The sequence below is a fragment of the Halobacterium sp. CBA1132 genome (assembly GCF_001485535.1).
Taxonomy (GTDB): domain Archaea; phylum Halobacteriota; class Halobacteria; order Halobacteriales; family Halobacteriaceae; genus Halobacterium.
Map to the genome: position 1 here is coordinate 36299 of NZ_BCMZ01000002.1, position 13550 is coordinate 49848.

A 13550-nucleotide genomic window follows, 5' to 3' on the forward strand; every position below is an offset into this window, starting at 1 on the left:
ATTCCGCGAACGCGTGGCTAGCAGCCCGGGAGCGAAATTTCCCGATGTCCAGATTTCTGTCGCTAGGCCGCTGGCCTGCGTCACGAACAACCGGGCAGTTACAGTAGATCGTGCCTCGTCCACGCCGTCGAAACTGGGGGTGTATGTTCAGTAATGTTCGACGTGAGCGAGTGGATAACAGACAATGCTCGGCTCGTTATTGCGGTCATGGTCGTCGCGTCCGCGGTGGTCGCCGCCGGAGTGCCGATGGTCGACCGATCGACGTCTCTCGACCAGTTCCAGACCGACGCCGACGAAGCCGATGCGCTCGATTACGTGGACGCGAACTTCTCGAGCGGGTCGACGGATACGACCTCAGCACAGGTCATCGTCCGGGACGACAACGTCCTCGATAAGGAGACCCTCGTTTCCATTCTCGAATACGAACGCGCACTCAGGACCAACGAAACAGTCAACGGGACCCTCGTCGAGAACGACTCCACGCGAAGCGTCGCGAACCTCGTCGCGACCACCTCGATCCGGGAAGACCGGGCCGCCGAACTCCAGACCCGCGAACGTGAACTAACGAGGACGGAGACGAGCTTGGCAGAAACCCTCGATTCGCTCGAGAACAACCCCAACGCTAGCGTTCGCCCCGCGTTCGAGGCCGTCGACGCCAACACGTCAGTGAACCTCACGGAGGCGGACTACCGGCTGTTCGCGGACACTGTCGAGGAGCGACGCGCACAAAACGAGACGGGTGAGAGTACGGGGAACGTCACGAAACGGATTCTCGCGGACGAGTACGCAACGCTTGCCGAGGACAGAAACGAGCTGGAGAGCCTGGACCCCGCTCTCGAGGAGCAGATCGAGGAACTCCGGTCGCTAAACGACTCCGAAGTCGAGGCCCTCGTCGCGGACGTACTTTCCAGTGAATCGGACCGGTCGGCACGCGCGCTTGCCTTCATGCCCGACTACTACGAGCCGGGATCGACGGAGACGAACGCGACGCTGCTCGTCGTGACCCATGAGTCCGCAGGCGGATCGTTCGCACCCGGTGACGCACCCGAGGAGATCGAGGACGCACAGGCCACGATGACGGACCTGGCGCCGGACGACGACTCGATGGCCGTCCTGGTCTACGGTGACGGTGTCGTCTCGACGGAGATCACGGACTCGATGATCGACAGCGTCCTCCTGGTCGGCCCACTGGCGATCGCGTTCGTCTTGCTCGTTCTCGTGGTCGTCTACCGGGACCTGCTGGACATCCTGCTCGGTCTCCTGGGGATCGCGCTCGTGCTCGTGTGGACGTTCGGTGCGATGGGGTGGTTCGACATCGCGTTCAGCCAGCCGTTCATCGTCGTCCTCGTCCTACTGATCGGGCTCTCCATCGACTACGGCCTCCACGTCGTGATGCGTTATCGGGAGGCTCGAGAGTCGAGCGAGACGTCGCCCAGTCGCGCGATGGCTGTCGCACTCGGGAGCGTTGGCGTCGCACTCGTCTACGTCACCACGACGACCGTCATCGGCTTTCTCTCGAACCTTACGAGCCCGCTCGGGGTGTTCCGCGAACTCGGCGTCGTCAGCGCTATCGGCATCGTGGCCACGCTGCTCGTCTTCGGCCTGCTCGTTCCGGCGCTGAAAGTCGAACTCGACGAGCTCCTCGAACGCCGTGGGATCGACCGCCTGAAACCGGCTATCGGAACCGGGAGCGGGCCGGTCAATCGCCTCCTGGATACGGGGGCGACGCTCGCGACGAAGGCCCCCTACGTCGTCATCGCCGTCGCGCTCCTCGTCAGCGCGACGGGTGCGTACGGGGCGACAGGTATCGACGCGAGCTTCGAGCAGTCGGATTTCCTCGCTGAGGACCCCGACGACTGGGTGAAAGACCTCCCCGACCCGATCGCGCCCGGGACGTACACGGCAGAGAGGGCGATCGACACGCTCGACCGTGACTTCGTCAGACAGGACACCACAGCCACGATACTCGTCAGGGGCGACGTGACTGATCCCGCGACACTCGACCGGCTCGACGCCGCACGCACGAACGCGAGCGACATGTCGGCGACGGAGACGTACGCCGACGGAGAGCCCGCGGTGACCGACCCGATCACGGTGATGGACCGCGTCGCGGCGGACAACGCGTCGTTCAACCGGACGCTAGCGGCAGCCGACACCGACGGCGACGGCGTCCCTGACGAGAACGTGACTGCCGTCTACGACGAACTGTATCGGGTGGCACCCGAGGAAGCAACCGACGTCGTCCACAGGGAGGACGGCGAGTATCGGGCTGTCCGGATGGTCGTGACCGTCGACAGTGGCGTCGACGACGACGTCGTCCACGACCAGATGGGGTGGCTTGCCGACGACGCCGACGGGGAGGGCGTTTCCGTCATCGCGACCGGCGACGTGATCGTTAACCAGATCACGGCCGACCAGCTCGCGGAGACGGCGCTCCTGAGTCTCGTCGTCGCGCTGCTGTCGGTCGTCGTCGTCCTCGCGGTCGCTTACCGGCTCACCGAGGGGAGCGCGTCACTCGGCGTCGTCACGATCGTCCCCGTCACTTTCACCCTGACGTGGGTACTCGGGACGATGGCGCTGCTGGACATCCCGTTCAACATCGTCACCGGCATGATTACTGGGCTCACGATCGGGCTCGGCGTCGACTACAGTCTCCACATCAGCGAGCGATTCAACCAGGAGCTAGCCGGGGCTGAGACGGTTGCCGCGGCGCTCCACGAGACCGTCACCGGGACCGGCGGTGCGTTACTCTCGAGTGCGGCGACGACCGCCAGCGGGTTCGCTGTGCTGCTCGTCGCGATCCTCCCGTTCCTGCAGTCGTTCGGCCTTATCACCGCCCTGACGATCGTGTTCGCGTTCCTCGCCAGCGTGTTCGTCCTCCCGAGCTTGCTCGTCGTCTGGGCACGGGTGGTGAATCGAGATTCTGGACTGGGGGAATCTACCACCGGTACGGCGACAGAATCACCCGATAGCACAGCTGAAGGCAAGGCTGACGTGACGCGAACGGTTCACCGCTCCTACCTCTCACCCGACCAGGTGGTTCCAGTGACTGTCTCGCTCCGGAACGTTCGCGATCGGATGATACTCAGGGAATCAGTCGATGGCGAGATCGGCAATATCGACCTCTCCCCCGAACCAGTTGCCGTAGACTGGGATGACGGAACCATCACAGTGTACTGGAACACCGCTGATTCGGTGGTCGACGCGAGCCTCGAGTACACGGTCGAACTCCCCGCGGAAGCAGCGGATGGCGATGTAGTCACGTTTGAGGGGACCGTCGAAAGCAGTGACTGCCGATGGTCGGTCGGTGGAGACGAGACGGCCACTGTCGTTGAGGATATCTTCCAACGCGTGCTTGAGCGTGGTGCAGTCACGGCCGCGGACATCGAGGTCGCAATCGAGCGTGACGATATCACTCCCAAAGAAGTCGCACGTCTTCGCCGTGCTTGGCTCAAAGGGGACTGAGTCCGGCAGTATCACTCGACGTCAACGGTTTCCAGTCGCTCGCGGATTACGCTCTTGGCCGGCAGGGTTTTCTCCTGTTGTTCTTCCGAATGTCGTTTACCTGTGCGATGGTCTCTTCTTCGTCCGCAGCCCAATCAGGAACACACAGCCGAGGTTGCAGATATGCGTCCCGAGACTTGTTAATCTACCTCTCGAATACCGTCTGCGACATACTGTACCTCGACTACTGAAAAGGGGAAACCTGGTCGAAGAGGACGCAATCTGTGTTACGTACTCTTCAAGCACGGTTGGAGCGAACAGGTGCGGCGGTGGATATATCGGCACTTCGCTGGTAGTGTAACTCGTATGACTTCAGACCGCGTCATCGACCTGCTTCAGAAGGCCTACGGGGACGAGATGGAGACAGTAATGAACTACCAGACGAACGCGATCGTTCTGGACGGAGTTCGTGCCGAAGAGATCAAGCAGAGCCTCCAGCAAGACATCCAAGAGGAACTGACCCACGCCCAGCAACTTGGCAACCGTCTCAAGCAATTGGATGCCCGACCGCCCAGCTCGGCAGAGTTTACCGCTCGGCAGGACTCGCTGCAACCACCCGAGGATTCGACCGACGTGCTTTCTGTAATCCGAGGTGTCCTCGACGCTGAAGAGGACGCTATCGAGACATACCGGTCGATCATCGATGCTGCTGAGGACGCTGACGATCCGGTCACCGAAGATCTCGCCGTGACAATTCTCGCCGATGAGGAAGCCCACCGAACCGAATTCCGGGGCTTCGAAAAGGAGTATCAAGACGACTGATCTCCCTCGTCAGGGAGCGTAACGGGCACAATATCGTCCAACACGAAATGGGCGGGAATGTAACCGGTTCGAGTACTCAAGCGGCAGTTGCTTCACGATCCTTTTTGGTAGTCTTTCGTGCTCTCCAGTAGAGGTACGTGAGCACGACGATGAGCGCCCCTTGGAGTATTTTATCCACATACCCGAGCGTCGTGAATTCGCTGGCATTCGCTACGTACCAGAGTGGGAACTGAACTGTCGTATAGATGATCCCAACTATATAGAGAAGAGATCGTCGATAGTCTAAGAGGAACAATACGGCGGCACCGAGGAACCCGACTCCTGCGAGTGAAACGGGAATCCGTCCTTCGACAAATCCGGCGTACACGTGGATAACTCCGGTTATCAGGACGAGCAATATTGCAAGCCAGTGGGTTGTGGTAAGTGAGTCTGTCTCGGTGTAGCTGCTAACTGTTTGTCCCATGGGTAGTAAACATACTGCGAGCAATTATACTCTACCTCGAATATTTTCGCTACATCCTCAAATTACAGGGACATCGACGGGTCGATGTCCATCCGTACGAGTTCCAGTGCGAACAGCGCCGTCGCCACGACAATCGAAGCTGCCCCGACCAGAACCAGTACTGGTGGTAGATTGAGATAGATCTCCGAGAGGATACCGATGGGCATGAGAAGTCCGACGAGTGCCAAGAGCGAAATCCAACGAGCGCGACCCTGACCTACGGGCAACCACAGAAGCAGTGCCCCGAAGACAATATTGAGGAGCGAGAACAGGTTCCCGTGGGCGTGTGCAAGGCGCGCCTCGAAGTGCGGGCTCACATTTGATCCCGCAATCCATGCCTCACGGCCCGGGGCGAAGTCACGCATATAGATCAGAAAGAACCCGTAGAGCATGAACAAGACCATTACTCCGAGGCCGATTCCGATGTTCCACTTCCCGGTAGCCGGGTCGGACATATGATACGTGAATCACTGGCCATCGACATAGCTAATAGATGGATTGAGGGAAGGATATCGTTGGAAAAGTGTAGTCTCTGAATTGTCTCAGCGTATTCGACCCCGAGGCGCCAAGTGAGTACGAATATATTCGATATACTCTATGATATCCGTAGGAATCCCTTTCGGGCCTGCCTCCGTATGTGTAACTATGGCACGCCACCCGATTCGGTTCACTCCCTTTCACCTCGCAGGTTCGCTGTTCCTACTCGCCGGTCTCGTATTAGCTGTCTATCACGGCCTCGAGCAGTTCAATCTCGTCCCGCGGGTCGGCTGGGTTTCGTGGAGTCACATTCACTTCGTGACGATCGGCGGCTTCACGCAGCTCCTATTCGGAAAGCTCCCCCAGCTTACGGCTCGAAAACTCGAGCGTCCACTGCCCTCGAAGTACTACGACTGGCTGAACTTCATCGGATTGAACGGTGGATTTCTCCTGCTGTGGTACGGGCGTGGATGGGGTCACACGTGGGCGTTCGATGGCGGACTCATCGCGATCTGGCTCCTCGTCGCCGGGTTGCTGATAGTGATGTTGCGGATGGTTATGCAAAGCGATCGGGCGTGGAACGCGACGACTGGACTGTATCTGGTGTCAGTCTTCGTGTTCCTGTGGGGGATCACGTACGCGTACGGCCTGTTCGCCCACGTCTGGCAGGTTCCCGGCGGCTGGCTCGGCTTGCGCGAAGCTCACGTCCACGCTAACGCGTGGGGCTTTCTCGGGCTCGCGGCCATCGGCACGCTCTACGACCTCTTTCCCCGCCTGCTTGGTACCGATCTCTACAGTGAGAGGTTACGGGACTACTCGGCGTGGTTCTTCGTCGCCGGCATCTTTCCGCTGATTACCGGCCCCTGGGTCGGGATGGGGCGGACAGTCACGGCGACCGGGTTGGTCCTCTTCGCAACGGGATTTGCACTGTACCTGTACAACCTCGTCCAGACGTATCGATCGACAGACTCCCGATCGGGTATCGCGTTGTCAGTTCTGGTAGCCCAGTTCTGGATGCTCGGGCCGGCGGGATTCGCACCGTTCGTACTCTTCGGCGTCGAGTGGGTGGATCCGGCGTATATCGAAGACGGCGCGCTCCACTTCTTCTTCGTAGGATGGGCGCTCCCAATCGCACTCGCCGGCTTGCTGCTCTACTTTCGGAATCTCCCTGCCCTGAGCGAAGGGGGGTTGGGGGGCAGTACCTCCGTTGACGCGTCTGATCCCCTCCCAGATGGAGTCATCCCGACGGTGATCTCGACGTGGATGGTCTGGGTGTGGAACATCGCAATCTTGGTGGTTGGCGTCGGCTTCTTCTACCAGGATCAGTCGTGGTCGGCGTATCTCTTCGGCCCCGGATACACCGCCCTCGTCATCCTGTGGTTCTATGAACTGGCACAAGCGTTCCGCTTGCGTTGGGTTCTCCGGACGGACCCCGAGATGACTACCGACACGAGGGTCTGATACATGAAACAGCAGACCCACCACGGCCGCTCGTCACGTTCATCCGGGAGGTTATCCAACCATGATAGCATGGGAGCTGATCCGACCCCTGCGTGTACCCACTGGACTGAGATATGACGCTGTACGATTGCATCGCGGACCTCCCGTTGACAATATCGGGTTCGGACCGAACCAGTCGTCGTCGAGAGATGGCAGGCGAGGCGACTCGCGTCACCTCGACGTTCGTCCTGTTGGCGGAAGATGAGTTCGGCGCCGGCGAAGATGTCACCCACGAAGCCGTCGATCATGAGGCGTTGCCAGATACACTGCCGTTCGATTTTGCGGGTGAGTATACGTTCGATGAGTTCTCACAATCGCTCGAAGCTGTCGACCTCTTTCCGACGAAGCCACCCGAGCGCGAAGTCTCGCGGGCGTATCGACGCTGGGCAGTCGAGAGTGCCGCACTCGACCTCGCGCTCAAGCAAAACGACACGACACTGGCATCCCGATTCGGTCGGGAGCGCTCACCGGTTCGATTCGTCGTCAGTACTCCGGTCCCGGATGGGGACACGACTCAGGTCGAAGAGATACTCGCGGTTAACCCCACTTGCGAGTTTGCGCTTAAACCGACCGATGGGTGGACCGCGGACACTCTCGCGAGACTCGCGGAGACCGACGCAGTTCGCGTACTCGATTTAAGCGAACAGTCCGACGGAAATGATGACAATCAAGGACCGAACCCCCAGCTCTATCGCCAGGTTTTCGAGACGTTTTCCGATGCCATCGTGGCAGATCCTGTCGTCTCCGACGATGTACACGACCTGCTCGCGGCGTACTCAGATAGTCTCTCGTTGGGTGCGTCGGTCCACAGCACAGCCAACCTCCGTGGCACGCCGTTCGAGCCGGACTGGTGTTCCATCGCCCCGTCGCGGTTCGGAACCGTCCGGTCGCTTCTCGAGACTATCGAGTACTGTGCAGAGCAGGATATCAGTATGTACGGCGGCGGGCAGTGCGAACTCTGTGTCGGACGCGGGCATATCCAATTGCTCGCGTCACTGTTCTACCCCGATGGACCAAATGACGTTGCGCCGCGGGCGTACAACAAGCCAACAATTAGAGCGGATCTGCACTCAAGCCCCCTCGAGCCACCCGATGCCCCTACTGGGATGGAATGGAAGCAACTCGAATTTGAGTAACGGGCAACGTATCGAAGGGTTCAGCCGTGCGCACGCTGTCTCGCGGATATCGGGCGAAAGTTAGACAGGTGAGCAAGGTCGTGGCTGCGCGCGCAGCGACCGTAGGGAGCGAGCACGGAGCGGAGGGTGGGGCGGCAGGGCCTGGGCTGGTCTGGCAGTAGTAAATCACCAGGCCACCGCTCACCTTTTCGCCATTCAATCAGAAACTCGTTGAATGGCCGCCGGTTGTGAGACTCATCGCGTATCGAGTCGGAGCGGAGATGCCCGCTCCCAGAGATGATGGTGCTCGGCGCACACCGTAACGAGGTTATCCAGCCGGTTGGCTCGCTCGAAATCCACCTCACTCTCGTTGTCGCCGAAGGCGCTTAGCGGTCGGATATGATGTACGTGGAGTCCTCTCGTGAATGTCTCGCGATGCGCCTCCTCCGTCCACTCACAGCCTGGCGTTTGACAGGTGTAGTTGTCGCGTTCCAGCGTTTTTCGTCGTTGCTCGTCCCAGTTGTCCCCGTACTCGCGCCACTCGTGGACTGGCTGTTCCTTCCAGTTGTGATGGTCTGGGCCGGCTGGACGGCCGACCGGTTCGTAGCCAGCGGCTCGGATCGCAGCTTGCCAGCCCTCCCAGCGAGTAAAGTAGGGTCGATGCGAGAACTCCCCATGGTCTTTCATCTCCTGCGCTGTTGGGACCTTTCCTAATTCGTCGGCAAGCCGATGGATCTCTTCGAGTAATTCCGCATCCGAGATCCGATGCCGATGATTGGGGTCGTAGCCTGCTGCCTCGAGCGCCTCGTTCCAGCTCCCGAGGCGATTCTGTGTGATTGTGACCGTGAACTCGCCCTCCGAGCGCATGTCGGCCGCTGTTGGCGGCGTCCCATCCTCCGTTGCGAGCCGTCTGATTTCGTCGAGGAGTGCGTCTTTGGACACTCGGTGTTGTTTCACCGGTTCGTATCCCGCTTCCTGGAGTGCCTCTGCCCAGCTGCCGAATCTATTTTTGTACGTTCCAGCTGAATACGCCCCTAGCTCATTCATCTCTGTGGCTGTTGGGGAACGGCCCAGCTCGTCTACGAGACGGTCGACCTCGGCCAGTAACTGGGTGTCTGAGATGCGGCGGCTGTGGCTACTGTTGTGGCCGCCCAGCGCGTCCTTGGTGTCGAAGGACTTTCCACAGACATCGCAGGTTAGCTCATCTTCACCGGCCATCTGTCTTACTCGGAGCGCTCGTACGCCCACACCCTTCTGGGGGCCCGATCAACTCCCCCGAGTCGCACACCCCTTCCCTCGGTTTGCCGGATAAATGTTGGATTGGTGAACGAGGTCGTGGCTGCGCGCGCAGCGAAGCGAGCACGGAGCGGTGGGTGGGGCGGTGGGGTCTGGGTTGGTCCGGCACACAACAAAAAAGAGGGTAGGTCGACTGCCTATTCTTCCCACCACCGACCGCGCTCCGGGAACTCGATCCGCGACCACCCGGTCAGCGCGATTGAGCACCGACCTTCGTACCAGTTCTTGGCTGCTGCCCGGAACCGCACTGTCTGACCTTCACGCACCACCGTCTGCCCGGATTTCTCCCAGCAGGTGAACTTGATTTTCCCGCTATCATCCGCTATCAGCCCGACTTGCTGGATGCTCGTTGAGGAAGGCTCCCAGAGGGTCTCGATTGTTCCTTCGACCGTCACCTCACCGACCGGGACGTCCGGCACGTCCGCGATGGGCACGATTGCCCCCGGCGCCACCTTCAGTTCCTCGAGGGTCTCCAGCACCGCCTTCGTGACGTCCCGCCCGCGCTGCACCTTCTCGGCCAGCTGTTTCGCGACGACCGCTCTCGACCAGCCGCCCTGCACCTCGTCGCTGATCCGCATCGCCTGCTCGTTGACCGCCGCGAGTTCCTCCTGCGTCAGCTTCTCCCGGGGATCCGTGCGCTCCGCCGGCGCCGGCTCGTCACGACCACACTGCTCGCTGACGACCTCCCGCGTGCGCTGCTCGCGACCGTCCTGCGTTCCCAGCTCGGCCTGGGCACTGATGCGCTCCAGTTCGGCTTCCCGCGCCCGAATGCGCTCCTCCTGTTCGAGGGTGACACCGTGAATCCGGTCCTCGCTCGTGTCCGCGATCCCGTCCGGGTGGTTCGCATCCACCTTCGCCTGCGTCTCCTGCTCGACCGCGGCCTCGAACTCCGGCGTCTCGTCGACGACCGGGAAGCCGTCTTCATCGACCGCCTGACCGCCCGCTTTCTCGAATGCCTGTTCATCGACCGAAACGACCTTTCCGCTAGCGTTGTTACTAGACATTGGAATCACACCAGATTCCGAAGGCGCTCACGCGCCGACACCGCGATGCTCCTACATCGCGGTTTTCCGACGACAACGACCGACAGAACCATCTGCGCGCTCTCGCTCGCGCCTTCGCGAGCGCCCTACCGGGCGCGAGCGAGAGCGCGCCTGCATGAGGTGGCCCCAACCAGCACCGCGCGCCGTCCTGCCGAGCGCAGCGAGGCAGGGCTTGGAAGACGAACGGAGTGAGTCTTCCAGCGACCCGTCCGGAGCAAGCGACCAGCGGAGTAAGCGTGGGGGTGAGCAGCGACGCCGCGCAACCCCTCGCGCTTACCCGCTGGCGTCGAGGGCACATGCACTTTAGCCCGGAACGGGCGCGGGCGGTGCGGAGAGCGCCCGCACGCCCGGAATGGTCGGTCGCGAGCGACGCGGAGGGCGGCAGCGGCGAGCGGGGCGGGCCGCTACATACACACCTGAATCAGAATCGGTCAGAAGAGATTTCGAAGCCGCTCTTTCAACGGTTTATACTGCCACCCGCAGCGATGGCACGTGAGATAGTCATCCTCGTCGTAGCGACGGACATACGCCTGACAGTTAGGACACACTCCCTCTTCGGAGGTGGTTTCGTAGTACTCCGATTTCTTCTGTGAGAACACGTGAATGTCCCGCCCATGAACAGATGAAACTGCGAGATAAACATAGTTGTCTCCCTGATAGACTTCCCGATCAGCGTCAAACCCAGCAGACTGGTCGACGCCATCTGCTGTCGCGCTCTCGACGATCCAGTCTGGGGGATCAGCGTAATACTCCCACCCCTCATCTTCGACGGCGTCAATCAGTTCCTCCTCATCTGCCCGTCGTTGGTGCCCTCCATTTGGCATACTGAGGGGATATCTCAGTTGCTGGAGTTAGTTGTTGGTGGTAGACCCAGCTGAAGACCGAAATCTTACTATGCGAAATCGACTCTGGAGCAACCCGCCTCCTGGCGGACTCAGAAAGGGCGAGGTCGCCTCGACCGTCCCCCGACCCCGCAAGCACCGCAGGCACGAGGCGCGCAGCGGCGGTCGCGGGACGTCGAGCGGCCGAGGGCTTTCTAGAGCACTCCCTGTCTCCGCAACGAACGTCGTTATTCGTTGACGCACCCGGACTCATCCTCGACGATGACGTCGACACCGTCCGGTGAGACCTCGAGTGGAATCCCTTCGACAGTAAACTGGACGGCGATGTCCCCATCGGATGAGGCAAGCAACTGTTCGAGCGCATCGATGTCCACGTAATCGTGGAGTTGATAGCCGTCGTCTTCGAGCCCGCATGTCTCCAGTGTCTCGATGATCTCGACGACGAGGTCATTCGGTCCGCCCGAACTGTCCGCTGGAGGGGAATGCATCTGAACACTCGGGGCTTTGGGTGACAGACGTTTAAAACGTTAGGAGTCAACCATAGAAGCGATACGCTCCTCTATTTGACTTAGCGCGTTCGGGATAGTGTCGGCGCAACCAGAAGCGATTATGCGCTTTGACGCCGACTGGATGTCTCGCGCCGATGACCGCATTCTGGAGCATCTCTCTGAGGACGGCCCTGATACCCCCAAGGAAATGGCTGATAGCGACCGCGTCCGGTTCTCCCGGCAACACATCAACGCCCGCTGCAAGACACTCGTCGAATATGGACTCCTCGTCCACCTCGGCAACGGTGTCTACGACATCACACGAGAGGGCGAGCAGTATCTCGCCGGCGACCTCGACGCTCGTGACCTCGACCCCGAATAGCGTCAGCTGTCGCCGGCGACCAGGTCTTCGATGAACCGGAAGCCGTTCACGAACGTCACCGAGTCACCGTACCCCTCACTCGCGAGCACGGTTTCGGCCCCTTCGCCGGCCGCGATATCGGTCGTGTAGATGTACACCTCGGTCGCCGTTCCCGCGCTGAGGTGCTGGGCAGCTAGCGCAGCGAGGGCAGCGTCCGCGCGTTCGACCTCGTCGGCGGGTCGGTCATCGGCGTTCGCGATGTACCGCTGGACCCCGTCCATCACCCGCGAGACGACAGGCTCGGAGAACTCCAGCGGCGCCGCAACCGTCGCCCAGCCCTCGTCGATCGCGGCGTCGACAGGTGGCGCTTCAACGTCGGGGTCCTCGATGGTCAACTCCTCGTACACCCGTTCGGGCAGGACGAAGGTGACGTCGTTCCGGCGAGCGAATCGGCGAACAGCCTGGTAGCGGCTGTTCGAGGGCTGTCCCATCGCGACGAACAGGCCAGTGTCGGCGATGTGGAGCCGGCTCACGCGTCGCTAGTGTCGTCGCCGTCGTCGATGTCCAACTCGTCGAGTCCTGCCCCAGCTTCCTCGATGTCGTAGTGCTCGTGGACGACGGGCCGGAGCGCCTGGAGGATCATCTCCGCAGCCAGCGGGGAGATGTCGAGGTCCTCGGCCATCAGCCGATGGGTCACTTCCCCACGCTCCCGAGCGACGGCGTAGGTGAGCGCGGTCGCGAGGCCGGCGACGCCGTGGCGGTCGATGTAGGTGTCGATGTCGGCGTCCGTCTCGCGGCGGCCGACGGCGTCGATGAGCGCCGGCGTGATCGTGTACTCGCGGTCACCGGCGGCCGTCGTCACGGTCAGGTCGATCTCACGGGCGGCGTACCGGCGCGGCTGCTCGTCGTCGGTGACGTCGACGACGCCGGCGTCGACGAGCCGGTTGACGTAGCTGTAGGCGGTTCCCTGTGCGAGCTCGAGGTCGTCCATCACGTCCTGGACGGTCGCCTCCCCCTCCCGAGCGAGGTACGCGTACAGCTGGGCCAGCTGTGGCTCCTCGAGGAGATCGGCGACCGAGAGGAAATCCTGGACGATGTCCCCGTCCGCGCGGTTTGAGGTGCGTGACACGATTCGTTCTTGATTACAGTTTACAGCGAAACAGTAAAGAGTGTTTGGGTCACTCTGCCGGCGTCGCGACGAGATGCTCCTCGAGATCACGCGTCCAGTACGTCGCGAGCCCGCCTGGGCTACAGTGGGCGCACAACTGCAACGGGCCTTCTAGGTGCCCGAGTTCCACCCGGAATCGCGTGAGCGCTGCGAGCGTGTCGACAACCAGCCCACAGCCGTCACAGGCGACGTGATCGCACTCGTCGGGATCCGGCTCCGTCTGGATCGCACAGTCGACACAGATCGGATGGCTGACCCGTTCGTCCTGTCCCTAGGTATGGGCCTCGCCAGTCTCGGTACCGGGCGGGGCGTCGAAGAAAGCACATCCGTTGAGTTCTTGGCAGGTCCATGCAGGAATGTTCGCTTGCTTCCCCGACATCTTGCTTTCAGCGTCGCTCCGGTTCCTACTCCTGCCAGAAACGAAGGCTACCGCGCGAAACGGTTAGTGTGACAGCACACTAATCATCCCGCTCTCCCCGACCGAACAGCTCT

The 13550-nt window shown here is 61.2% G+C and carries 13 protein-coding genes and 1 pseudogene; 5 read left to right on the plus strand and 9 right to left on the minus strand.

Translation table 11 applies throughout. The annotated features are described in order from the left end of the window. Nucleotides 1–153 precede the first annotated feature (153 nt). Together AVZ66_RS13750 and AVZ66_RS13755 are read left to right on the plus strand one after the other, a co-directional pair. The gene (locus tag AVZ66_RS13750) at nt 154–3465 is read left to right on the plus strand and encodes an RND family transporter (protein WP_197407804.1); all 3312 of its coding nucleotides are present in this window, start codon (nt 154–156) and stop codon (nt 3463–3465) included. Between the two features lie 345 nt (nt 3466–3810). Then, complete coding sequence (locus AVZ66_RS13755; RefSeq protein WP_058984753.1) at nt 3811–4266, plus strand: ferritin-like domain-containing protein; 456 nt, start codon at nt 3811–3813, stop codon at nt 4264–4266. A gap of 76 nt (nt 4267–4342) precedes the next feature. Here AVZ66_RS13755 and AVZ66_RS13760 read toward each other — a convergent pair whose 3' ends face one another. Both AVZ66_RS13760 and AVZ66_RS13765 read right to left on the minus strand, forming a co-directional pair. Then, a complete protein-coding gene (locus AVZ66_RS13760; protein WP_058984754.1) occupies nt 4343–4729 on the minus strand; it encodes a hypothetical protein in 387 nt (128 codons plus the stop codon). 62 nt (nt 4730–4791) lie between these two features. Then, entirely contained in the window at nt 4792–5223 is a 432-nt protein-coding gene (locus AVZ66_RS13765) for a hypothetical protein (RefSeq protein WP_058984755.1), read from the minus strand. Between the two features lie 190 nt (nt 5224–5413). On the opposite strand from AVZ66_RS13765, the gene AVZ66_RS13770 reads away from it, so the two are divergent. Both AVZ66_RS13770 and AVZ66_RS13775 read left to right on the plus strand, forming a co-directional pair. Further along, nucleotides 5414–6706, plus strand: coding sequence for a hypothetical protein (locus AVZ66_RS13770; RefSeq protein ID WP_058984756.1), 1293 nt, complete (start codon nt 5414–5416; stop codon nt 6704–6706). Between the two features lie 188 nt (nt 6707–6894). Continuing rightward, nucleotides 6895–7881, plus strand: a complete 987-nt coding sequence (locus AVZ66_RS13775) for a hypothetical protein (RefSeq protein WP_197407805.1) — start codon at nt 6895–6897, stop codon at nt 7879–7881. Between the two features lie 234 nt (nt 7882–8115). On the opposite strand, the gene AVZ66_RS13780 is transcribed toward AVZ66_RS13775, so the two are convergent. From AVZ66_RS13780 to AVZ66_RS13795, 4 genes are all read right to left on the minus strand, one after another. Then, complete coding sequence (locus AVZ66_RS13780; protein ID WP_082678884.1) at nt 8116–9078, minus strand: homing endonuclease associated repeat-containing protein; 963 nt, start codon at nt 9076–9078, stop codon at nt 8116–8118. A gap of 215 nt (nt 9079–9293) precedes the next feature. After that, nucleotides 9294–10160, minus strand: a complete 867-nt coding sequence (locus AVZ66_RS13785; RefSeq protein ID WP_058984758.1) for a hypothetical protein — start codon at nt 10158–10160, stop codon at nt 9294–9296. Between the two features lie 470 nt (nt 10161–10630). Beyond that, nucleotides 10631–11023, minus strand: coding sequence for a hypothetical protein (locus AVZ66_RS13790; RefSeq protein ID WP_058984759.1), 393 nt, complete (start codon nt 11021–11023; stop codon nt 10631–10633). 245 nt (nt 11024–11268) lie between these two features. After that, nucleotides 11269–11529, minus strand: coding sequence for a HalOD1 output domain-containing protein (locus tag AVZ66_RS13795; RefSeq protein WP_058984760.1), 261 nt, complete (start codon nt 11527–11529; stop codon nt 11269–11271). 121 nt (nt 11530–11650) lie between these two features. Here AVZ66_RS13795 and AVZ66_RS13800 point away from each other — a divergent pair, with 121 nt between their 5' ends. Continuing rightward, nucleotides 11651–11911: a winged helix-turn-helix domain-containing protein gene (locus tag AVZ66_RS13800; protein ID WP_008526012.1), complete on the plus strand. Its 261-nt coding sequence runs from the start codon at nt 11651–11653 to the stop codon at nt 11909–11911. Between the two features lie 2 nt (nt 11912–11913). On the opposite strand, the gene AVZ66_RS13805 is transcribed toward AVZ66_RS13800, so the two are convergent. The 3 genes and pseudogenes from AVZ66_RS13805 to AVZ66_RS17175 form a co-directional block, all read right to left on the minus strand. After that, nucleotides 11914–12423, minus strand: coding sequence for a hypothetical protein (locus tag AVZ66_RS13805; RefSeq protein ID WP_058984761.1), 510 nt, complete (start codon nt 12421–12423; stop codon nt 11914–11916). Further along, nucleotides 12420–13019, minus strand: a complete 600-nt coding sequence (locus AVZ66_RS13810; protein ID WP_058984762.1) for a helix-turn-helix domain-containing protein — start codon at nt 13017–13019, stop codon at nt 12420–12422. Before AVZ66_RS13810 ends, AVZ66_RS13805 begins: the two co-directional genes overlap by 4 nt. 49 nt (nt 13020–13068) lie before the next feature. Next, nucleotides 13069–13437, minus strand: a pseudogene (locus tag AVZ66_RS17175) (hypothetical protein). Nucleotides 13438–13550: the final 113 nt, after the last annotated feature.

What these genes read in the sequence shown, in the direction of transcription:
- AVZ66_RS13750 (WP_197407804.1), top strand. Translation starts at nt 154, where the DNA reads ATGTTCGACGTGAGCGAGTGGATAACAGACAATGCTCGGCTCGTTATT.
- AVZ66_RS13755 (WP_058984753.1), top strand. Translation starts at nt 3,811, where the DNA reads ATGACTTCAGACCGCGTCATCGACCTGCTTCAGAAGGCCTACGGGGAC.
- AVZ66_RS13760 (WP_058984754.1), bottom strand. Translation starts at nt 4,729, where the DNA reads ATGGGACAAACAGTTAGCAGCTACACCGAGACAGACTCACTTACCACA.
- AVZ66_RS13765 (WP_058984755.1), bottom strand. Translation starts at nt 5,223, where the DNA reads ATGTCCGACCCGGCTACCGGGAAGTGGAACATCGGAATCGGCCTCGGA.
- AVZ66_RS13770 (WP_058984756.1), top strand. Translation starts at nt 5,414, where the DNA reads ATGGCACGCCACCCGATTCGGTTCACTCCCTTTCACCTCGCAGGTTCG.
- AVZ66_RS13775 (WP_197407805.1), top strand. Translation starts at nt 6,895, where the DNA reads ATGGCAGGCGAGGCGACTCGCGTCACCTCGACGTTCGTCCTGTTGGCG.
- AVZ66_RS13780 (WP_082678884.1), bottom strand. Translation starts at nt 9,078, where the DNA reads ATGGCCGGTGAAGATGAGCTAACCTGCGATGTCTGTGGAAAGTCCTTC.
- AVZ66_RS13785 (WP_058984758.1), bottom strand. Translation starts at nt 10,160, where the DNA reads ATGTCTAGTAACAACGCTAGCGGAAAGGTCGTTTCGGTCGATGAACAG.
- AVZ66_RS13790 (WP_058984759.1), bottom strand. Translation starts at nt 11,023, where the DNA reads ATGCCAAATGGAGGGCACCAACGACGGGCAGATGAGGAGGAACTGATT.
- AVZ66_RS13795 (WP_058984760.1), bottom strand. Translation starts at nt 11,529, where the DNA reads ATGCATTCCCCTCCAGCGGACAGTTCGGGCGGACCGAATGACCTCGTC.
- AVZ66_RS13800 (WP_008526012.1), top strand. Translation starts at nt 11,651, where the DNA reads ATGCGCTTTGACGCCGACTGGATGTCTCGCGCCGATGACCGCATTCTG.